This is a genomic window from Litorivivens sp. (assembly GCF_041624475.1).
Taxonomy (GTDB): Bacteria; Pseudomonadota; Gammaproteobacteria; order Pseudomonadales; family Spongiibacteraceae; genus Litorivivens.
The window spans coordinates 140,000-160,195 of the sequence record NZ_JBFJUX010000002.1 but is presented as its reverse complement, the minus strand read 5'-3'; the positions used below and the strand labels follow the sequence as shown (position 1 = coordinate 160,195).

General features: G+C 56.9%; 21 protein-coding genes and 1 tRNA gene. 1 reads left to right on the top strand and 21 read right to left on the bottom strand.

Annotation, left to right across the window (positions count from 1 at the left end; genetic code table 11):
- Positions 1–40 precede the first annotated feature (40 nt).
- The 19 genes from ABY734_RS03425 to ABY734_RS03335 form a co-directional block, all read right to left on the bottom strand.
- Positions 41–125 (bottom strand) — tRNA-Leu (locus ABY734_RS03425).
- A gap of 132 nt (positions 126–257) precedes the next feature.
- Positions 258–1,574 (bottom strand): hypothetical protein, encoded by a 1,317-nt coding sequence (locus tag ABY734_RS03420; protein WP_372777573.1) that lies wholly within the window; start codon positions 1,572–1,574, stop codon positions 258–260.
- 125 nt (positions 1,575–1,699) lie between these two features.
- Complete coding sequence (fadA, locus tag ABY734_RS03415) at positions 1,700–2,875, bottom strand: acetyl-CoA C-acyltransferase FadA (protein WP_372777572.1); 1,176 nt, start codon at positions 2,873–2,875, stop codon at positions 1,700–1,702.
- 21 nt (positions 2,876–2,896) lie between these two features.
- A complete protein-coding gene (gene fadB, locus ABY734_RS03410; RefSeq protein WP_372777571.1) occupies positions 2,897–5,044 on the bottom strand; it encodes a fatty acid oxidation complex subunit alpha FadB in 2,148 nt (715 codons plus the stop codon).
- Between the two features lie 236 nt (positions 5,045–5,280).
- The gene (locus ABY734_RS03405) at positions 5,281–6,327 is read right to left on the bottom strand and encodes a beta-N-acetylglucosaminidase domain-containing protein (RefSeq protein WP_372777570.1); all 1,047 of its coding nucleotides are present in this window, start codon (positions 6,325–6,327) and stop codon (positions 5,281–5,283) included.
- A gap of 6 nt (positions 6,328–6,333) precedes the next feature.
- Positions 6,334–7,440, bottom strand: coding sequence for a glycine cleavage system aminomethyltransferase GcvT (gene gcvT / locus ABY734_RS03400; RefSeq protein WP_372777569.1), 1,107 nt, complete (start codon positions 7,438–7,440; stop codon positions 6,334–6,336).
- A 12-nt stretch (positions 7,441–7,452) separates the two neighbouring features.
- Complete coding sequence (locus tag ABY734_RS03395) at positions 7,453–8,229, bottom strand: TatD family hydrolase (protein ID WP_372777568.1); 777 nt, start codon at positions 8,227–8,229, stop codon at positions 7,453–7,455.
- Between the two features lie 102 nt (positions 8,230–8,331).
- Positions 8,332–8,682: a PilZ domain-containing protein gene (locus tag ABY734_RS03390; protein WP_372777567.1), complete on the bottom strand. Its 351-nt coding sequence runs from the start codon at positions 8,680–8,682 to the stop codon at positions 8,332–8,334.
- 93 nt (positions 8,683–8,775) lie between these two features.
- Positions 8,776–9,762 carry a DNA polymerase III subunit delta' gene (locus ABY734_RS03385; RefSeq protein WP_372777566.1) on the bottom strand — a complete coding sequence of 329 codons (987 nt, stop codon included), beginning with the start codon at positions 9,760–9,762 and terminating at the stop codon, positions 8,776–8,778.
- Entirely contained in the window at positions 9,755–10,390 is a 636-nt protein-coding gene (tmk, locus tag ABY734_RS03380; protein WP_372777565.1) for a dTMP kinase, read from the bottom strand. Before tmk ends, ABY734_RS03385 begins: the two co-directional genes overlap by 8 nt.
- A 14-nt stretch (positions 10,391–10,404) precedes the next feature.
- Positions 10,405–11,451, bottom strand: coding sequence for an endolytic transglycosylase MltG (gene mltG, locus ABY734_RS03375; RefSeq protein ID WP_372777564.1), 1,047 nt, complete (start codon positions 11,449–11,451; stop codon positions 10,405–10,407).
- On the bottom strand, positions 11,444–12,265 hold the full coding sequence (pabC, locus tag ABY734_RS03370; RefSeq protein WP_372777563.1) for an aminodeoxychorismate lyase: 822 nt from the start codon (positions 12,263–12,265) through the stop codon (positions 11,444–11,446). Before pabC ends, mltG begins: the two co-directional genes overlap by 8 nt.
- Positions 12,266–12,288: 23 nt before the next feature.
- Entirely contained in the window at positions 12,289–13,530 is a 1,242-nt protein-coding gene (gene fabF / locus ABY734_RS03365; protein ID WP_372777562.1) for a beta-ketoacyl-ACP synthase II, read from the bottom strand.
- Between the two features lie 127 nt (positions 13,531–13,657).
- On the bottom strand, positions 13,658–13,894 hold the full coding sequence (gene acpP / locus ABY734_RS03360; RefSeq protein ID WP_183409231.1) for an acyl carrier protein: 237 nt from the start codon (positions 13,892–13,894) through the stop codon (positions 13,658–13,660).
- 202 nt (positions 13,895–14,096) lie between these two features.
- Entirely contained in the window at positions 14,097–14,834 is a 738-nt protein-coding gene (fabG, locus tag ABY734_RS03355; protein ID WP_372777561.1) for a 3-oxoacyl-ACP reductase FabG, read from the bottom strand.
- A gap of 28 nt (positions 14,835–14,862) precedes the next feature.
- Positions 14,863–15,801, bottom strand: a complete 939-nt coding sequence (gene fabD, locus ABY734_RS03350; RefSeq protein WP_372777560.1) for an ACP S-malonyltransferase — start codon at positions 15,799–15,801, stop codon at positions 14,863–14,865.
- A 26-nt stretch (positions 15,802–15,827) separates the two neighbouring features.
- Positions 15,828–16,826: a phosphate acyltransferase PlsX gene (gene plsX, locus ABY734_RS03345; protein ID WP_372777559.1), complete on the bottom strand. Its 999-nt coding sequence runs from the start codon at positions 16,824–16,826 to the stop codon at positions 15,828–15,830.
- A 12-nt stretch (positions 16,827–16,838) separates the two neighbouring features.
- Entirely contained in the window at positions 16,839–17,021 is a 183-nt protein-coding gene (gene rpmF, locus ABY734_RS03340; protein ID WP_372777558.1) for a 50S ribosomal protein L32, read from the bottom strand.
- 20 nt (positions 17,022–17,041) lie between these two features.
- Entirely contained in the window at positions 17,042–17,485 is a 444-nt protein-coding gene (locus tag ABY734_RS03335; protein WP_372777557.1) for a YceD family protein, read from the bottom strand.
- A 151-nt stretch (positions 17,486–17,636) separates the two neighbouring features.
- Here ABY734_RS03335 and ABY734_RS03330 point away from each other — a divergent pair, with 151 nt between their 5' ends.
- Positions 17,637–18,236, top strand: a complete 600-nt coding sequence (locus tag ABY734_RS03330) for a nucleoside triphosphate pyrophosphatase (RefSeq protein WP_372777556.1) — start codon at positions 17,637–17,639, stop codon at positions 18,234–18,236.
- Between the two features lie 127 nt (positions 18,237–18,363).
- Here ABY734_RS03330 and ABY734_RS03325 read toward each other — a convergent pair whose 3' ends face one another.
- Positions 18,364–19,044 (bottom strand): HAD-IIIA family hydrolase, encoded by a 681-nt coding sequence (locus ABY734_RS03325; protein ID WP_372777555.1) that lies wholly within the window; start codon positions 19,042–19,044, stop codon positions 18,364–18,366.
- A 9-nt stretch (positions 19,045–19,053) separates the two neighbouring features.
- Positions 19,054–19,998 carry a 23S rRNA pseudouridine(955/2504/2580) synthase RluC gene (rluC, locus tag ABY734_RS03320; RefSeq protein WP_372777838.1) on the bottom strand — a complete coding sequence of 315 codons (945 nt, stop codon included), beginning with the start codon at positions 19,996–19,998 and terminating at the stop codon, positions 19,054–19,056.
- Positions 19,999–20,196 lie beyond the last annotated feature (198 nt).

Below are 20,196 nucleotides of genomic sequence, written 5' to 3'. Positions count from 1 at the left end.
CGCGACCTGTCTGTCGAAAAAGTAGATTGTCAAAACTGTATGGTGCGAAAGGAGAGACTCGAACTCTCACGCCTTGCGGCGCTGGAACCTAAATCCAGTGCGTCTACCAATTCCGCCACTTTCGCAAATTCTTCAAAAGGCAGCTATAAGCCTTTGTATTGGCAGGCTAAATATCAAGCAAATACATTTTAGCCTGCAAATTTTGGTCGGCAATTGTGCCACAGCGCCCCACGCCCCGCAAGCCGCTGGCGCAGCCATCATCGAGGGTAAGCGACCAGAAATATGATTGTATTCGCCGATTCGTTCGCCAGTGCCGGCGACTCCCAGTCGCGCGGCAGCATCACCGCCTGCTCCGGCTGCAAGGGGCAGATGCCCAACACCAGCTCGCCCTGCACCTGCATCAGCACCGCGTAGTCCGGCGGCGAAGGAATGTGCACAACCGCGCCCGGTGCAACGGTAAATCGGCGAACTTCAAAATCATCGAAATCGACAATGCGCTCCTCGACCACGCCCTCGCCCGCTGACAAGCGCTCAAACGATGCCTCGGGCTCCGCTTCCAACTTCATCAACTCGACCGCTTTGGCCGTATCCCAGTGGCTCTGGGTCAGCACCTTTTGGGCGAAGGCGACAATCAGACGCTCGTAGACCGGGGTCTGAAACTCCACGGTTCGGACACCGTGCTGCAGGGAGTGCGGGGTCAAGGTCGGCACTTTGACCACATCGCCCACCCTTAGGGGCTTCAGTGCCGTGAAACGATTCATCGCCTCGCGCAGTGTTTTTTCCTTCTCGGTGAGCTCCGCAGGCAAATCCGCCAGCCAGGCCTCCCGATCGCCCGCCTGCCCCTCTTTTGCAGCGCGCTGATCAAGGCTGGCGTCAATCTCCCGCCTCACCGCTTCGTAGTCACTGACTGCGCTGGCAAAGGCCTTGCGGAAGGCCTGATCGTCCGGGTATTCAGCCCTAACCCCCGGATCAAAACCAAAGCGTATAGCCCCCTCACCATTGGGCCAGGCGCGCTCGTCAACGGCTGTCACCACGTAAACTTCCCGCTTTTCCTCATGCAGCTCGAAGTAGAGGTCACCAAAGACCTCCTCAGGGCGCGGCGCAAGTATTTTCAGCAGGATGATCCCCTGCTCGCGGTTAGCGGTAAGCTGCTCCGGCAGGGCTGACAAAACCCAAGGCAAGGGTATAGCCCGGCTGGCGTGACCGGCCAGGGCAATGCCTCGATCTTCCATGCCGGTATACCAGATCTCCTCTCCCCAAGGCTTGGGAATATGCACCGGTGTAAGGGCTATGGCCTGATCGCTGGCGAAGACCTCGGTCTGCAGCTGGTCCGCCAGCGCGTCAAGGTCGCCAGTAAAGCCAGCAAGCTCCTCGCGGAGCGCCGAGCTGTCCGGAGCAACCAGAAAACGCGTCGAGTCCGCCTGGCGTTCGTAGACTGCCACCAGCACATCCTCGCCGCCCTGGCTCGACCAGAAACGCGTCAGGCTGTAAGCAATGGCAACCAACCCACCGGGTGGCTGGGCCTTTAGCAGGGATTCCGGCGATTGATGGGCTATCAGAACAGGGACGGTCATAAACTGAATCGTGACTAATAAAATCAGGCGGCAATGTTAGCACGTCATGGGCGCCGCAAAACCTGCGCCCACAAAAAACGGGCCCCCTTAGTTAGTAAGGCCCGTTTCGCGAACAACATCTGAAATCAGAGGCGTTCGATAATGGTGCTGATACCCTGCCCCATGCCGATACACATGGTGGACAGGCCGACGCTTTTGTCCTGCTGCTCCATCACATTCAGCAGCGTGCCGGTGATACGCGTGCCGGAACAACCAAAGGGGTGACCCAGGGCAATGGCGCCGCCGTTCAGGTTGACCTTCTCGTCCATCACGTCGAGCAGTTCCAGATCCTTGAGAACGGGCAATGCCTGTGCTGCAAAGGCCTCATTCAGCTCGACACAGTCGATGTCCTTGATGGTCATACCCAGTTTTTTTAGTACTTTCTGGGTAGACGGCACCGGGCCGTAACCCATGATGGACGGATCCACACCGGCCACACCCATGCCGATAATCCGGGCGCGGGGCTTGGCACCGATGGCTTTCGCCTTGGCACCCGACATCACCAACATAGCGGACGCGCCGTCGGCTATCTGGGAGCTGGTACCCGCAGTTACGGTACCGTTACGCGGATCAAAAGCGGGCTTGAGTTCAGACAGACCTTCCAACGTGGTTTCCGGGCGGATCGTGTTGTCTTCGGTGACCAGAATTTTCTTGCCGGATTCGTCATGACCTTCGATCGCCAGAATCTCGTTATCAAAGCGACCGTTGGCGCGAGCATCGGCAGCGCGCAGGTGTGAACGCAGACCAAACTGGTCCTGCTGCTCGCGGGTAATGCCATGCAGCATGCCCAGCGCTTCAGCCGTCATACCCATCATGCCGGCCGCGCGTGCAACGTGCTTGCTGGCCTGCGGGTTGGGATCGATGCCATGGTTCATGGCCAGGTGGCCCATGTGTTCAACGCCGCCTACCAGGAAAACATCACCGTAGCCGGTTTGAATACCCTGTGCGGCGGTATGCAGTGCCGACATGGATGAACCACACAGACGGCTGACCGTTTGGCCCGCCACGGTGTGTGGAATAACCGTCAGCACAGACATCATGCGGGCGATGTTCCAGCCCTGCTCTAGGGTCTGGTTAACACAGCCCCAGATAACGTCTTCGATATCCGCCGGATCCAGCTCGGGGTTGCGCGCCAGCAGCGCGTCAACCAGTGCGGCCGACATGTTCTCCGCACGTACGTTGCGGTACACACCGTTCTTTGAGCGCCCCATAGCGGTTCTGGCGCAATCAACAATTACAACATCAGTATCTTGGTAACTCATTGTTTAAGCTCCTGCACCAGATTATTTAAAGAAGGTTTCGCCGTTAGCGGCCATTTTGCGAATGCTTTCGGTGGGCTCGTAGAGCGCGCCGAGATCGCTGAAGCGATCCGCCAGTTCACAGAAGGCCTTGGCACCCATCTGGTCGATGTAGCGCAACGCGCCGCCGCGGAATACCGGAAAGCCGATACCCATGATCAGGCCCATGTCGGCATCTTCCGGGCAGCTGACGATGTTCTCGTCGAGGCAGCGCAGGGTTTCGGTACACATCGGGATCATCATGCGCGCCACGATATCCTCGTCGGAAATCTCAATGGATTTCTCGGCGCAATCTGCTGCCATTTTCAGGGCCGTTTCGTCTTCCTGCTTACGCGGCTTGCCCTTCTTGTCTTTCTCGTAGCAGTAGAAGCCCACACCGTTTTTCTGACCGTAGCGGTCCGCCTTGAACATCAGCTCGGAGATACCGGTGTAGTCGTGCTTCATGCGCTCGGGGAAGCCTTCTGCCATCACCTCGGCGGCGTGGAAACCGGTGTCGATACCGACCACGTCCATCAGGTAGGCCGGGCCCATCGGCATGCCGAATTTTTCCATGACTTTGTCGATACGGCGGAAATCCACCCCGTCGCGGACCATCATGTCGAAACCGGCAAAGTACGGGAACAGAACACGGTTAACAAAGAATCCGGGGCAGTCGTTGATAACAATAGGCGTCTTGCCCATCTGCGTGGCGTATTTAACAACGCGCGCTACCGTTTCATCGCTGGTTTTCTCACCGCGGATAACTTCGACCAAGGGCATCTGGTGCACCGGATTGAAGAAGTGCATACCGCAGAAGTTTTCCGGGCGTTTCAGTGGTTCAGCCAGACGAGTAATGGAGATGGTGGAGGTGTTGGAGGCCAGCACCGCGTCTTCCCGGATATGCTGTTCGCACTCGGCCAGCACTGCGTGCTTGACCTTCACATTTTCAACAACCGCTTCGACCACAACGTCGGCTTTATCAAAACCGGTGTAATCCAGCGTCGGGCGGATGCTGCTCAGTACTTCACCCATCTGCAGCGCAGACATGCGACCGCGGTCAACGCGCTTGGCCAGCAGCTTGGTGGCCTCGCTCATACCCAGATCCAGCCCCGCATCGGCGATATCTTTCATCAGAATGGGGGTGCCTTTATAGGCGCTCTGGTAAGCAATACCGCCCCCCATAATGCCCGCACCCAATACACCAGCTTTCTCAACCGGAGCGGCCTTGCCTTCCCACTGCTTGTTGCGCTTGCCCAGCGCCTGCTGGTTCAGGAACAGACCAACCAGGGAAGCGGCTTCGGGAGTTTTGGCCAGTTTGGCGAAGTATTCAATTTCAACTTCGATAGCTTCGTCGCGTGGCAGCGCCGCATTCTTCTCCATTGATTTGCCGACCGTCAGCGGTGCAGGCATGTTCTTGCCGGCCTGCTGCGCGATCATGGCTTTACCGGTGGTGAAGGACATCATGCGCTCAATGTCATTCAGCTTGACCGGATCCAGTTTTTCCTGACGACGGGCTTTATAGTCAAAGGTGCCATCGATCGCCTTGTTCAACAGGTCAAGAGCGGCTTCTTTCAGCAACTCTGGCTCAACAACAGCGTCAACACCGCCGTCCTTCAGGGCAGAGTCGGGCTTCTGGTCGTTGCCAGTCGCCGCCCACATCATGGCGTTATCAGGGCCGATGACGCGCGGCAGACGCACAGTGCCGCCAAAGCCGGGGTTAATGCCGAGCTTTACTTCGGGCAGGCCGACGCGGGCCTTGCTGGACATAACGCGGTAGTCGCAGGCCAGACACATTTCATAGCCACCACCAAGCGCGATGCCGTTGATTGCGGCAACCGTCGGAACCGGCAGGTCTTCAAAACGGCTGAAAATGCCATTGGCCTCACGCACCCAGCCTTTCAGCTCGTCGTCAGGCAGCTTGAACATGTCGGTGAATTCCATGATATCGGCACCGACAATAAAGACCGATTTTCCGCTGGTTACCAGAACCCCTTTCAGGTCTTTTTCCTTGGCCAAGGCTTTGGTGGCCTCGTCCAGATCCCGCAGGGTCAACTGGTCGAATTTGTTGACTGATTCGCCTTGCTGATCAAAACACAGCTCAGCAATACCGTTATCCAGGAACTTGGCCGAAATGGCCTTGCCTTCGTAAATCATGTGTTTTCCTCACATCACTTGAGTTATTGGCTGCAGTGCAGCTTGAACACATCACCGGCGAACCGGCAGTCGTTGAAACCGACGGGCGTTCAGGGTCGATCGCTCGTCGCGGGTCAGGTTTTGGCAACCTGCTGTGCCAGCAATGTCAGTGCAGCACCCGCAACTCATGTTTACCATGTAAACATGGGGTGCAGACATTACCGCAAGCCGTGTCATTGCGCAACCGCTGACGCCCGCTAGCCAGTCAGGCAGTCCGGGTCGAAAACATAGCCCCCGCCCAACCAATCGACGACTTCATCGGCCACAGGGTGCTCAATCTGTTGGTAGTCCTGCCGCAACACCAGCTTGTCGTCCGCGCTGATCGCGTCCAGACCTTCGCGCTGAAATCGCTGCCAGTCCCGCGCTATCAGACGGGACAAGGCCTCAGGCAATTGCGCCAGCGCCCTGTCCATCAACGCCGCCTCGTCAGTGTAGCCATCGACCAGTGCCGGCAATGAAGAAAGCGGAATTTTTGACAGATTCGGCTGATTCATGGGGTTGGCAAAGTGCCCGGCGCTGACGGGCTCCAAGCCAGCCCGGCCGGCAAAGGGTGCTAAATGCAGAAACGGACTGGTTTTGCGACCGTCGTTGACCGGGTAGTTATCCCACAGCAGGGGCTTTCGCCCCGCCAGCGCGGTAAAGCGCTCGCAGTCCGCCGGGGTAATCGCTTGGCTGACCACCTGATTTCCCGTCCAGAGAATATCGATGGAATCGCACAAGCCACCAGCCAACTGCTCGAGATAGCCCGGCGGCCGCTGACCAAACACTTCGTCCAGCACCGGGTCAAAACTGTAGTAGCTCGGGCAAACGGCCAATTGCCCATCAAAAAGCGCCCGCACATCGGCCATTACCCGGCATTGAGTGGCCGCAATATCGGTCAGATCACCGCGCATGTCATCAAATAATACCCAGAGCGTGTCGAGGCCAATGGATGACAACTCCCCTACCCTGGCTGCCAACAGCTTTCTGTCGGCTTCGGTGTAGCGAATCTGCAGCCCCATAGGCGACAAGCCGACGCCAAAGGCCAGACCGTGCTCATGACAGGCCGCCGCCAGACATCTCAGCTCGCTCAAATCGTCAAAAGGCTCCCGCCATTGATTGCGCAAGGAGGCGTCGCCCTTGGGCGCGTAGAGGTAATGACTGTAACCGGCTGCGGCCAGAAAGCCCGCCATCGAATGACGCTCAGCCCAAGACCACTGGCGGCCGTAAAAGCCTTCAATAATGCCCAGTGGATAGTTGCTCACGAGCTATCAGCCGCGAAAGTAACGCTGTTCAACAAAGGGTTTACTGCGCGGGCTGACCGGAATGTTCTTCTTGCGCACCTCGGCAAATACCGGGGCGTCTAGGGCTTCGATGTTCACATAGCCCATTGCGACCGGCTTGCCCACGCTGGGCCCGAAACCGCCGCTGGTGACGATGCCAATCTTATCGCCCCGTTCATTGACCAGTGGCGCACCCTCGCGCACCGGTGCGCGACCGTCGATATCCAGCAACGTTCGCTGACTGTCGCCACCCGTCTGCCATTGCTCTGCAATCACCTCAGCACCTGGATAACCACCCGCGCGCTCACCACCCAGACGCCTGGCCTTGGATACCGCCCATTTCAGGTTGGCGGTTACCGGGGTTTTGCTGACATCGATATCGTGCCCGTAGAGGCAAAGTCCCGCTTCCAGCCGCAGGGAATCACGCGCACCCAGACCGATGGCAGAGACCGTCTCATTGGCGAGCAGCGCCTCGGCCACAGCTTGAGCGCTTGCGGCAGGAACAGAAATCTCATAGCCGTCTTCGCCGGTGTAACCGGAGCAGCTTACCCAGCAGTCAACGCCGGCCACCGTAAGGTCGGCGGTATCCATAAACACCATCTTCTCCGCGCCGGGTGCGAGCTGCGCCATCACCTGCCGTGCTTTGGGGCCTTGCAGAGCCAGCAGCGCGCGATCCTCAAGCAGGGTCATATCGATGCTGTCAGGCAGGTGCCTGCGAAGCCAAGCGTAATCCTCGTGCTTGCAAGCGGCATTTACCACCAGCATGAAGTGGTCACCACAATTGGCAAACATCAGGTCATCCAGAATGCCACCCTGCTCATTGGTCAGCAGGCCATAGCGCTGGCGATTTTCACCAAGGCCGATGACATCTTGCGGCAGCACTTTTTCAAGAGCCTCGGCGATGCCCTCTCCGTTCAGGCGAATCTGCCCCATGTGGGAGACATCAAACAGGCCCGCGCTGTCTCGGGTGGCCAGATGTTCCTTGAGCACCCCATCGGCGTACTGAACAGGCAAGGCATAGCCGGCGAAGGGCACCATCTTGGCACCCAGTTGTTGATGAAGGTCGTACAGCGGGGTTTTCAGCAGGTCGGTCAACAGCTCAGCCTCTCATGCAGCCAGATTGAACAGGCGATTAAAATTGTCGGCAGTCTGCGCGACCACCTCGTCAAAAGATATGCCTTTGATGTCAGCAACGCACTGCGCCACCTCCACCACGTATTTTGGCTCGTTCTTCTTACCCCGAAATGGTACCGGCGCGAGATACGGGGAGTCGGTTTCAACCAGCATACGATCCAGCGGCACGCTGGCAACCACTTCGCGTAAATCTGCGGCATTCTTGAAGGTGATAATACCGGAGAAGGAAATGTAGAAATTCATATCCAGCGCCGCGTGCGCCATCTCCCGACTTTCCGTGAAGCAGTGCAGAACACCGGCCACCTCGGGGTCGGATTCATCGCGAATAATATCCAGTGTGTCCTGCCGTGCATTGCGGGTGTGCACAATAACCGGCTTGCGCGTCTGGGCGGCGGCGCGCAGGTGGTTACGAAAACTGGCCTGCTGCGCATTTTTGTTGTCTTCGGAGTAATAATAATCGAGACCGGTTTCACCAATGGCAACCACCTTTTCGCTCTCCGACAATGCTACCAAAGCCTCTGTCGCTTCAACTTCGTCGGCAAGATCCAGCGGGTGAATACCTACCGAGGCAAAGATATCCGGATGGCGATTGGCGATATCGATAACGGTCTGGGCGTTGCCCCGATCAATACCAATGCAAAGCATGCGTTTCACACCGCGTTCGCGCGCGGCTTGCAGAGCTGCGTCAAGATTGCCGTCATAAGGAGAGAGATCCAGTCTGTCCAAATGACAGTGGCTGTCGATCAACATAGTAACTGTTCCGTATTCCTGTACCCGAACGGGTTAAATGTCGCGCCCCGCAATGCAAAAGGCGCAAATCACCGGGATTGAGCTGAATGCAACTCAAGCAGGCTACATTGTGTGTGTAGCGCGATCCGAATCCAGCATGCCTGCCAGATATTCCTCGATTTTGCGGTTGGCCGTGTCGTCGTCACCAATAAACTGAACACCAATGCCGGGACTGCGGTTACCCTGCGCCCCGCGCGGTGTTATCCACACCACCTTGCCTGCAACCGGTATTTTCTCCGGCTCATCCATCAGGGTGAGCAACATGAAGACCTCATCACCGACCTGATAGGGCTTATTGGTGGGGATAAAAAGACCACCACCTTGCACAAAGGGCATGTAGGCGCTGAACAGCACAGATTTATCCTTGATGTTCAGTGACAGCATGCCACCCTTACCACCCGGGTTGAGTGCCATTCTCACTTTGCTCCTATAACCAAAACAGAAAGAACTAAAACCGAAAGAATCAAGGCAGATAAAACCTAGGCCACAAGCATAACGGGATGGTTGCTAGAGGCCAAGCCCCGCGCGCTGCTGTGACGCCGCAATCCAGGCCAACAGCAACGATTCCATAGTCAGAGTGCGGTTGACGGCAACGCCCCGCTGAACCTGAGCCCGCAGCTCCAGCACCTGCTGTTGAAAGCTGAGAATATCGGCGGCGGAACGCTTAAGCCAGCGCTGCCATACAGTATTGACACTGTAGCCTTCGCCGCCCATCACCGCCAGTAACAAGTGATGGCTGCGCTGGGCCAGCCATTCCAGCAGAAAATCCAGCTCAAACTCCTTCAATGCGTCAGATGCCTGAGACAGATTCAACTGCCCGTCAACCCAGCCCTGCAAGGTCTCATCGCAGCGCTGTCGCGCTGCCAAACCATCATTTTCAAACAAGGCCTGGGCCGCAAGCGGACGCCCTCCCGCCTCATCCAGACACACTTCACACTGCTGCGGCTCGGCGACGGTCATCTTCAACCAGTCGAGCGCTAATTGCCGCGCCGGAATAGGAAACGGAATTTGCTGACAGCGCGAGCGAATAGTGGGCAGCAGGCGCGCTGGCTCATCACTGATCAAAATCAACACCGTATCCCCGGTCGGCTCTTCCAGCGTTTTGAGCAGCGCATTGGCGGTATTGCTATTCATGGCATCGGCGGGCTGGATCAGAATCACCTTTCGGCCACCGCTGCGATGCGCTGTCTGGGCCGATACAGCCACCAGCTCGCGCACCTGATCCACACCAATCTGACGCTTGCCTTCAGGCGGCTCAATGATATGGACATCCGGGTTGTCCAGCCCGAAGCGGCAAGAGCGACAACTGCCACAGGCACCCTGGGCCGCCGGTTGCTCGCAGAGCAGCCAGTGCATCAGGGCGCGGGCAAAGCGCTGTTTACCGATACCGCCCGGACCCGATAACAACAGCGCGTGGCCAAGACGGCCCTCGTCCTGGGCTCGGATCAGTTGATCCCACTGCGCAACCTGCCAGGGCAATATGGTCTCAGCCATGAGCAGCTCCAGGAAGCATGTTATCCAGTGCCTTTTTTATATCAGCGGCGACGGCTTCCATAGACTGATCCGCATTAATAATGTGAAAACGTTTGGGGTCAGCGGCAGCCCGTTGTAAGTAGGCCTCGCGCACACGTTCGAAAAAAGACTGTGCTTCAGCTTCAAAGCGATCCAGCTCGCCCCGTTCCTGGGCTCGGGCCAGCCCAACCGACGGGCACAAGTCCAGCAGCACAGTACAGTCTGGCTGCAGCCCATCCTGTACCAGTTGTTCAAGCTGTTCGATCAGCGACTTCGGTAATTGTCTGCCAGCGCCCTGGTAGGCAAAGGTGGCGTCGGTAAAGCGGTCACACAATACCCACTCCCCCCGGGCAAGCGCCGGTTTCACAACTTCTGCCAGATGTTGGGCACGCGCCGCAAAGACCATCAGCAGCTCGGCTTTTGGATCTACCTTTTCTTCGCGCGGCGATAAAAGCAGCTCGCGCAATTGCTCAGCTAACGGCGTGCCGCCGGGCTCGCGGGTCTGGATATAGGGGATGCTGTGCATTTCGAGCCACTGCGCAATTACTGCGAGATTAGTGGACTTGCCAACACCTTCCGTGCCTTCGAGAGTGATAAATTTTCCGCTCACAGCCAACCTTTTGTTTATTGTTTAGCCGGCGAAGAACGATAGTCCTTGCGGCGTTGCAGCTGGTAGTCTCGCACTGCCTGCTGGTGCTGTTCCAGTGTTTCCGAAAACTGGTGGCTGCCATCGCCCTTCGCCACAAAAAACAGCGCGCCGTCCTGCAACGGATGCAGCGCCGCATGAATCGCCGCCCTGCCCGGCATGGCAATCGGCGTCGGTGGCAAGCCCTTGTGGCGATAGGTGTTGTAGGGGTTACTCACATCAGCAAGATGTCTGGACCTCAGGTTTTTTCTTTCCACCATCGGCAGGCCATAGATAACCGTGGGATCGGTTTGCAGACGCATGTTTTTCTGCAAGCGGCTGACAAAAACCCCGGCGATACGCCCACGCTCATGGGGCTGCCCGGTTTCCTTCTCAACAATCGATGCCAAAATCAGGGCCTCATAGAGATCAGTGAATGGCAGACCTTCGCTTCTGCCAGCCCACTCCTCGTCCAACACCGACAGCATGCGAAGATAAGCCCGCTTCATGATGCCAATATCCGTTGCCCCTTTAACGAAGCTGTAGGTATCGGGAAAAAACAGTCCTTCCGGGTTTTCATGCAGTGGATTGGCGATACCCAGCTGCGGCCAAACGGGCGCGTCGGAATCAAACCGTTTATCCAGATCAGGGTGCGCCGCCAGATAAGCCGTCAGATCGGCAAAGGTCCAGCCTTCAATCAAGGTGGCCCGGTAGCGCACTACCTCGCCACTGACCAGCAATGCCAGCAAATCATAGCTGTTCAGGCCAGGCTGCAAGCGGTATTCACCCGACTGTATAGCACCTGCATAACCCGTAAAACGCGCGTAGATATTGAGCAGCTCAACCGGGTAGTCAATCACCTGATCAGCCGCGAGACTCGCGGCCATACTGGAAAAGCCGGTGCCGGGCTTTAGATCGAGCAGATATTCGTCACCAGCCACATTCAAAGGCCGCGTGAGCTGCTGATCCGCCCAGAGCACCACCAGTGCCGCCAGGGTCACAAAAACCAGACTCAAAGGCAGCAGCCGTTTTAACCACTTAAACATACCAGACGGATTCCAGTTCCTTTTGCACCCGCTGGCACAAGCTGAAAGATGAAAATGACAGACAATCCAGCTGCCGCACCGGCCAGAGCCCAATCAGGCTATTGCAGAAAAACAGCTCGTCTGCACCTTCAACATCGCTCAGAGTAAGCCGCGCTTCGCTGATGGTGACGCCCTGTGTACGCAAAACCTCAATGACTTTCTGCCGGACAATGCCCTCTACCCCGGCCCTGTCGAGCAGCGGCGTTTTCAGCTCGCCGTTAACGGCGATAAAACAATTGGACGCAATACCTTCTACAACCAGCCCGGAAGTTGACAGCATCAGCCCCTCCGGAAAGTCGGTCGCTTTACGCTCAGCTCTCGCCAGTACATGGGGCAAGCGGTTGCTGTGCTTGATTCCTGCCAGCTCAACCTGTTCAGGCAGACGGGTTTTCGCGACAAAGGCGCGGATACCCTCGTCCCAATATTGTCGGACGGGCGGCGCCAGCAATGCCAGCTGACAGTAGCGGTGAGGCGTTCGGCTGACCGCCCCATAGCCGCGGACACCGAGGCTGTCGCCACTCAAGCACAACCGCAGTACCGCTCTATCATCGCGGCTTTCGCTCACTAGTTGATGGATATCGTCGCGCAAGGCCCGCTCGGGAAAATCGAACTGAAGACGCTCACAGCCCAAAGCCAAGCGCGCCAGATGTTCCTCGAGCCAGACCGGGCTGCCCTGCTTTACCAATAGGGTTTCGAACAGGGCCTCACCCAGCGACCAGCCGCGATCCTCAAGAGCAACAGAGCGGGTCGGCTTGCTGTTATGCAGCGTTTGCATTGCTGTCGATTGAGCGCTCACCCTCAATCGACTTTGCCAAACAGCAAACTGCCGTTAGTGCCGCCAAAACCGAAAGAGTTCGACAAAGCCCGGGTGATGGGCAGATTCTGCGCTTTGTGTGGCACAAAATTCAGGTCGCACTCATCATCGGGATGATCCAGATTAATGGTAGGCGGGGCAATTTGATCGCGAATTGCCAGCACCGTGAATATCGCCTCAACGGCACCGGCCGCACCCAGCAGATGCCCCACCATGGACTTGGTGGAGCTGACCGCCAGTTGATGCACCGCCTCGCCGAAAACGGTTTTAACTGCGCGGGCTTCAGCCACATCACCGGCAGGTGTCGAAGTACCGTGGGCATTAATGTACTGCACGTCAGCACCATTCACGCCTGCATCGGCAAGCGCCGCCTGCATGGCGCGGGCGGCACCGTTGCCATCCTCCGGCGGTGAGGTCATGTGAAAGGCATCGGCACTCATACCAAAGCCCTGCAATTCAGCGTAAATAGTCGCTCCTCGGGCTTTGGCGCTTTCAAGCTCTTCAAGCACCATCACGCCTGCACCATCAGACAGGACAAAACCGTCCCGATCCTTGTCCCAGGGCCGTGAAGCCGCCTGAGGGTCGTCGTTGCGAGTCGACATAGCGCGCGCTGCGGCAAAACCACCCAGACCAACCGGGGTGGTTGCCAGCTCGGCACCGCCAACCACCATGGCATCAGCATCGCCGTAAGCGATCATTCGCCCGGCCATACCGATATTGTGAGTGCCCGTTGTACAGGCGGTAGTGATGGCAATATTGGGGCCGCGCATGTTGTAACGAATGGACAACAAACCACCAAGCATATTGATAATCGCCCCCGGTACCGTGAAAGGCGACAGCTTGCGCGGACCGGATTCATCCAGAATGTGACGACTTTTTTCAATCAGGCCAATGCCACCAATACCGGAACCGATCGCCGCGCCAACGCGATCCGCATTGCTCTCGGTGATTTCCAGGCCACTGTCTTCGAGTGCCTGTATCGCCGCCGCCATGCCGTAGTGAATAAAGGGATCAAAACGCTTGGCTTCTTTCGCCTCCATATAAGGGCTGACATCAAAATCCTTTATCGAGCCGCCAAACCGCGTAGAAAATGCACTGACATCGAAACTCTCTATGGGGCCAATACCGCTTTTGCCCGCGCAGATATTTTTCCAGGTTTCATCCAGGTTATTACCCAGCGGGGTCACCATGCCCATTCCGGTAACAACGACTCTTCTTCTCAACATTCTCCGCCCCTGTCGATCCTGTTCGGTTGCGCCTATCTTCTCATTTTTTCGGCGCCAAAAAAAAAGCCGCTCTATTAAACAATAGAAACGGCTTTTTGTAGACCGGTTACGCTCTAATGGCGTGTGATTACTGCAGGTTTTCCTTGATGTAATCGATGGCCAGCTTCACAGTCGTGATTTTCTCGGCTTCTTCGTCGGGAATTTCAGTTTCAAATTCCTCTTCCAGCGCCATCACCAGCTCAACGGTATCCAGAGAATCCGCGCCCAGATCTTCAACGAAAGAAGCTGACTCCTGTACGTCCTCTTCTTTTACGCCCAGTTGCTCGGCAACAATCTTCTTGACGCGTTCTTCAATGCTACTCATGTCGTTATTGACTCCTAGTTTAATGAATCGGTATTTGCCGGTTTTTACCGGAGCTGCCGCAGAGGCAGAAGCCGTGTAGAAAACCCGTATAAACTACCACCCAAAATTATGGACGGCATTGTACCCCGTGATTTCAAATTTGTGCACAGGATTTTACTGAATTCACCCTATTTCTGGCAAAAATATCCCGTACAACAAATGTTTACGCCATATACATGCCGCCGTTCACGTGGATGGTATCCCCGGTCACATAAGCCGCAGCATCACTGACCAGGAAGGCTACCACGCCCGCAATTTCCTCGGGCTGACCAAGCCGTGCCAGCGGAATCTGGGAGGCCAGTGCCTGGCGCTGCTCTTCTGGCAGTTTGGCAGTCATGTCGGTGTCGATAAAGCCTGGCGCAACGCTGTTTACGGTGATATTGCGCGACCCCACCTCACGCGCCAGCGCCCGGGAAAAGCCATTCATACCGGCCTTGGTGGCCGCGTAGTTGGCCTGACCGGCATTACCCATGGAGCCTACCACTGAGCTGATGTTGACGATACGCCCCCAGCGCGCCTTGGTCATACCGCGCAGGCAGGCCTTGCACAGGCGGTAGAGGGAGTTGAGGTTGGTGTCGATCACATCGAACCACTCCTCGTCCTTCATTCGCATCATGATATTGTCTTTGGTGATGCCGGCATTGTTAACCAGCACCGTTGGCGCGCCAAATTGCTCGTTGATCGCTTTTATCACGCCATCAACTGACGCCGCGTCAGAAACATTCAGCGCCATGCCACAACCGGCATTGCCGGCCTCTTTCAAATAGGCGGTAATCGCTTCAGCGCCGCTTTCTGTAGTGGCCGTGCCAATCACCGTCATCCCCTGGGCCGACAGCGCTGTGGCAATGGCCTTGCCGATGCCACGGCTGGCGCCGGTTACCAGTGCGATTTTATCGCTCATTGTGCTCTCCAATTATCTTTGTTCGTTATCAAACCAGGGCTTGCAGTGCCTTGTCCACGCTCGCCGGGTCCTCAATATTGAGGCAGTTCAGCGGTTTGTGGATGCGCTTATTCAGACCACTCAAAACCTTTCCGGGGCCACACTCGAGCGTTGTATCCACACCGGCTTCAACCATTGCCTGCACGCAGTCCACCCACTTCACCGGACTGTAGAGCTGCCTGATCAGAATGTCGCGAATCGCAGCTTCGTCGCTTTCGGGCTTCGCGTGCACGTTATGTATCACCGGCACACTTGGGGCCTGCCATTGGATGGCATTGATGGCTTCACTCAATTTTTCTGCAGCGGGCTGCATCAAGGACGTGTGGAAAGGCGCGCTGACCGGCAGCGGCATGGCGCGCTTGGCCCCCGCCTCTTTCAATGCTTCAATCGCCTTGTCGACCGCGGCAACCTTGCCCGCAATAACCACCTGACCCGGCGCATTGAAGTTCACCGCCTCGACCACGCCGGCATCGCTGCACTGCTGGCAGATATCAAGTATCACCTGATCATCCAGTCCCAGCACCGCAGCCATAGAGCCCTCGCCTACCGGCACCGCGGTCTGCATAAACTGGCCTCGGGCACGAACCAGCTTGACGCCGTCTGCAAAGCTCAGGCTGCCGGCACACACCAGTGCCGAAAATTCACCCAAGCTATGTCCGGCCATATAAGAAGGCGCCGCACCGCCACGAGCCTGCCAGACCCGCCACATGGCAACACTGGCAGTGAGCAGCACCGGCTGGGTATTTTCCGTCAGGTTAAGGGTTTCCTGTTCGCCGCCCTGCACCATACCCCACATATCATAGCCAAGCGCGTCAGAGGCTTCCTGAAAGGTTTCCTTGACCACCGCTTCCTGTTCAGCGATTTCAGCCAGCATCCCAACTTTTTGTGATCCCTGCCCGGGAAAAACAAAAGCCAATCCTTTCGTCATTTTTATACCTATCCTGTGTATCAGATTTATGTCAGAGAAAGTTTTTGCGCGATACGCTGTGGCAACTCCTGATCGACGGCTTTTGCCGCGTGGCGAATCGCGCTGTAGAAACTTTTTTTACTGGAACTGCCGTGACTCTTTACCACCACACCACTCAAGCCGAGCAAGGCCGCGCCATTATATTCATCGGGGTTGATGTCATCTTTGAAGTCTTTCAACAGCGGCTGCACAAACAGCCCACTCAACATACCGTACCAGCTGTCACTGAAGCGGTCTTTGAGCTGGCGAGAAATGTAGGATGCCGTGCCTTCACAGACTTTCAAGGCAATATTGCCTACAAAACCGTCGCAAACAATCACATCGGCCTTGTGGGTAAACAGGTCAAAACCTTCTATAAAACCGGTGTAATTGAGCCCCGGTGCTGCCGCCAGCAGATCTGCTGCCTCGCGCACCAAGTCGGTGCCCTTGCTGGCCTCCTCGCCGATATTGAGCAGGGCAACCCGGGGCGAGTCGATACCTTTAAGGCAGGTAACCAGTGCCGCTCCCATCTGGGCAAACTGCAGTAACTCTTCCGCCTTGCAGTCCACATTGGCGCCCAGATCAAGCATGTAGGTATCGCCACCGTCACCCGGCAGCGGCGCACACATGGCAGGCCGGCGGATTCCGGGAGATCGCTCAAGCAGGAATCGACTGAGGGCGACCAGCGCGGCGGTGTTGCCGGCACTGACCACACCTTCAACCTCCCCGTCGCGCAGCAGCTCGATCGCCTTCCACATGGACGATTGCTGTTTTTGGCGCAGGGCGATAGAGGGAGAGTCGTCCATGCCGATCACATCCGGCACGTCGATCAAGGTAAAAAGACTGGGGTCGATAGAGCGTCGCTGACATTCGTCCAGAATGGCTTGCTTCTGGCCGAGCAGTGTCAACTTTAGAAGGGGGATTTCAGCGATTGCCTTCGCGGCGGCCGGAAGTGAAGAGCGGAGACCGTGGTCTCCGCTCATGGCGTCAATCGCTAAAGATGGCATTGCTGCCCAGATTTACTCGTCGTCTTTGCCAGCTACAACTTTACGGCCGCGGTAGAAACCATCCGCAGTCACGTGGTGACGGCGGTGAGTCTCACCACTGGTGGAATCCACTGACAGCGCGGGACCGCTCAGCGCATCATGTGAACGACGCATATCCCGGCGAGACCGGGTCTTTTTGCTCTTCTGTACAGCCATGGCTAAATGCTCCTCAGCGTTTAATCGCTAGATTTTAAATCTTTCAGCACCGCGAAGGGGTTATCCCGCTCCTCGGCAGTCTCAGGTTGTTCTTCACCGTAGGCTACTGGCCCTGCGGGCTGGCAGTCACCGACCGGATGAAAGTTGGTGAACGGTGTTTCTATAATCAGCTCATCCTCTATAAGAGGAAACAGATCCAGTGGCTCTTCATCGAGAATCACCGAATCCAGTTCGCGAGGCAGCGCCTTGGCTTGTGCTTCAGTCCAGACGATACCCAGCTCAAACTGTGAGGAGATGCTGATGGGCATCGCCTGCATACAACGCTGGCACACCACGGAAACATCAGTGGCCAGGCTGGCACTGATCCGGTGGATATGGGAATCGTCCCGGAAAAAGTGCATTTTAACGTCTACCTCTCCGCCTTCGTCGCAGAGTCCCGCAGCAAATCTTGGGAAATCGCTCACCGGCTGACATCCGGAAAGTTCAACATCAGTAGACGTTAACTTCCGAGCGTCCACCTGTCGGGGCAGAGGCTGTCTTCGCATAGGCGCGCAATCATAGGGCCGAGTCTGCGGTTTGTCAAAGCCAAATACGCTAAACTGCCTGCAAATCAGTATGTTTAGCCCCGGTGCCGCCTCCATGCCCTACGAAATCGTTCTCGCTTCCGGTTCAGCCTACCGTGCAGAGCTGCTTCATCGCCTCGGTCTCACCTTTACCCGGCACAGTCCCGACATCGATGAGCAGCCATATGAAGGTGAATCACCCAGCGAGCTGGCCCTGCGCCTGGCTCAGGAAAAGGCCCAAGCCGCGGCCCATCATCACCCCAAAGCGCTGGTCATTGGCTCCGATCAGGTCGCCTCACTAAAGGGAGCCCCCCTTGGCAAACCCGGCACGGTAAAGCGGGCCTGCGAGCAACTGGCCGCCTGCAGCGGGAAAACGGTCACCTTTTATACGGGGCTGTGCCTGACGGGCCTGGGCCAGACTGACAGCCTGGTCGACAGCTACTCAGTCTCCTTCCGACAACTCAGCGCCCAGCAGATTCAGCGCTACGTAGAAAAAGAGCTGCCGCTGGACTGTGCAGGCAGTTTTAAAATGGAAGGCCTTGGCATATCGCTCTTCGAAAGACTTGAAGGAAGTGACCCCAACACTTTGATTGGATTACCCTTAATACAGCTAACCACCCTGCTCAACCAGCGCGGTATTGCCGTTCCCTGAATTTAGCGGCTGTCCTTGCGAGCGCCCCCACAATCAGCAATGTTCAGCGTCCCGTCATTGCGCACCCAAAACGCTTTGCGGGGCATGCCAAGCGAAGCGAAGCAAACTCGTGACGTCTCTGCCAACCCTAAAAGGTTGCTTCGCTTGGCTCGCAAGGACGAAAACCGCAGTGCCGAGTCAACACATCGTCCAACTCGGCAAACGCATCAATAACCTGCAATGGCTGCCAGCGCGTCAGACGCTCCACCGCATGCGCCCCGTAGCTGACACCCACGCTGGGCATGGCAATGCGCTGTGCCATTTCCAGATCATATTCGGTATCTCCCACCATAATCGCCTCATTGGGCCGAATACCAAACTCCTCACACAATTCATGCAGCATTAGCGGATCAGGTTTTGACGCCGTCTCGTCGGCGCAGCGGGTCGCCGCAAAAAACGCCTCCATCCCCAGGTTTTCCAGCACTCGGGACAAGCCCTTGCGACTTTTGCCCGTAGCCACCGCCAGCTGCGCGCCCCTTTCCTGCAGCGACGCAAGCCCATCGGTCACACCAGGGAAAAAGGCACAGGGGGTCTGGTCAGCCGCAATAAAGTTACGCGAATAGTGCTCACGCACCTCATCACGTTGCCGCTGTGACGCATCGGGGTAAAGGCGGGCTATGGCCAAATCCAGGCCGAGCCCGATAATATTGCGCACCTGGTCGTCGGTCGGCGGCGCCAAAGCCGCATCGCGCGCAGCCTGCTGCATGCAGGCGATAATCTTGCCCGCAGAGTCGATCAATGTGCCATCCCAATCAAATATGACAACCATTACAACCCCTTATGACTCATTACTTACAAACAACTGGAGGTCTTCGCTGAGCGGAGCCTCGACCTCTATCCACTCGCCTTCCAGCTCAAAGCGCAGGCGATAGGCGTGAAGAAACAGCCGCCGCACCCCGCGTTCTCGAAAGCGCTGGTTCACCTCATCGCGCCCGTATTTGTCATCCCCAATAATGGGGTGCCCCGCCGCCTGGCAGTGCACCCGAATCTGGTGGGTGCGCCCGGTTACCGGCTTGGCCTCAACCAGAGTGGCCCCGCTAAAGCGCCGCACCACCTGATAACGGGTAAGCGCATATTTGCCCTCCGGGTTGGTTTTCACCATGCGTTCGCCGGAGTTCAGTACATTTTTAAGTAAAGGCAGCTTGACCTGCTCTTTCCGCGGTGACCAACGCCCTTCCACCAACGCCAGATAACGCTTGTCCACGCCATCGCCACGCAGCAGACCGTGGAGGGTTTTGAGCGTCTTCCGCTTTTTCGCCAACATGACGCAACCGGAGGTGTCACGGTCTAGCCGGTGCACCAGCTCCAGAAACTTCGCCTCCGGTCGCAGCTTGCGCAGCGCCTCAATCAGGCCGAGACTGACGCCGCTACCGCCGTGAACCGCCAAACCCGAGGGTTTATTGATTATAAGGAGGCGATCGTCTTCAAACAGGATGGCATTTTGCAGGGTATCGGCCATTGAGTCCGAGACAAAGGCCGTCGCTTTCTCCGCCGGATCACTGACCCGCACCGGCGGAATCCGCACAATATCCCCCACCCCGAGCTTGAACTCGGGCTTGACCCGGGACTTGTTAACCCGGACTTCGCCCTTGCGCAGCAGGCGGTAAATGCGCGATTTCGGCACGCCTTTCAACACCTTGAGCAGGTAGTTGTCGATGCGCTGCCCTTCGGCGCCCTCGTCCACGGTCACTAATTGAACAGCCTGAGGCCGCCCGGATTCCATACCCAAGCCACACTTCCCGTCTAACTGATTGATCGAGCAGAATTTAACTGCTATATTCGCGCCAGTAGCCGCTTGGTCTCTCGCGACAACCCACAGGCTGCGCACCTTTTTACAAAAGAGGCAAAGAGATCAAGGGCTCCGCAGGTTTGTCGACAGCGTCCCGAAGGATGAGTCCGAACCCGCAAACTTTAGAGAACA

Coding starts and splice junctions, on each gene's coding strand:
- pabC (WP_372777563.1), bottom strand. CDS start 12,265: ATGCAAACGCTGCATAACAGCAAGCCGACCCGCTCTGTTGCTCTTGAG.
- ABY734_RS03330 (WP_372777556.1), top strand. CDS start 17,637: ATGTTTAGCCCCGGTGCCGCCTCCATGCCCTACGAAATCGTTCTCGCT.
- mltG (WP_372777564.1), bottom strand. CDS start 11,451: ATGTTTAAGTGGTTAAAACGGCTGCTGCCTTTGAGTCTGGTTTTTGTG.
- ABY734_RS03395 (WP_372777568.1), bottom strand. CDS start 8,229: ATGTTGATCGACAGCCACTGTCATTTGGACAGACTGGATCTCTCTCCT.
- fadA (WP_372777572.1), bottom strand. CDS start 2,875: ATGAGTTACCAAGATACTGATGTTGTAATTGTTGATTGCGCCAGAACC.
- ABY734_RS03390 (WP_372777567.1), bottom strand. CDS start 8,682: ATGGCACTCAACCCGGGTGGTAAGGGTGGCATGCTGTCACTGAACATC.
- rpmF (WP_372777558.1), bottom strand. CDS start 17,021: ATGGCTGTACAGAAGAGCAAAAAGACCCGGTCTCGCCGGGATATGCGT.
- ABY734_RS03385 (WP_372777566.1), bottom strand. CDS start 9,762: ATGGCTGAGACCATATTGCCCTGGCAGGTTGCGCAGTGGGATCAACTG.
- plsX (WP_372777559.1), bottom strand. CDS start 16,826: ATGCCATCTTTAGCGATTGACGCCATGAGCGGAGACCACGGTCTCCGC.
- fabF (WP_372777562.1), bottom strand. CDS start 13,530: ATGTTGAGAAGAAGAGTCGTTGTTACCGGAATGGGCATGGTGACCCCG.
- fabD (WP_372777560.1), bottom strand. CDS start 15,801: ATGACGAAAGGATTGGCTTTTGTTTTTCCCGGGCAGGGATCACAAAAA.
- acpP (WP_183409231.1), bottom strand. CDS start 13,894: ATGAGTAGCATTGAAGAACGCGTCAAGAAGATTGTTGCCGAGCAACTG.
- rluC (WP_372777838.1), bottom strand. CDS start 19,998: ATGGAATCCGGGCGGCCTCAGGCTGTTCAATTAGTGACCGTGGACGAG.
- fadB (WP_372777571.1), bottom strand. CDS start 5,044: ATGATTTACGAAGGCAAGGCCATTTCGGCCAAGTTCCTGGATAACGGT.
- fabG (WP_372777561.1), bottom strand. CDS start 14,834: ATGAGCGATAAAATCGCACTGGTAACCGGCGCCAGCCGTGGCATCGGC.
- ABY734_RS03420 (WP_372777573.1), bottom strand. CDS start 1,574: ATGACCGTCCCTGTTCTGATAGCCCATCAATCGCCGGAATCCCTGCTA.
- ABY734_RS03325 (WP_372777555.1), bottom strand. CDS start 19,044: ATGGTTGTCATATTTGATTGGGATGGCACATTGATCGACTCTGCGGGC.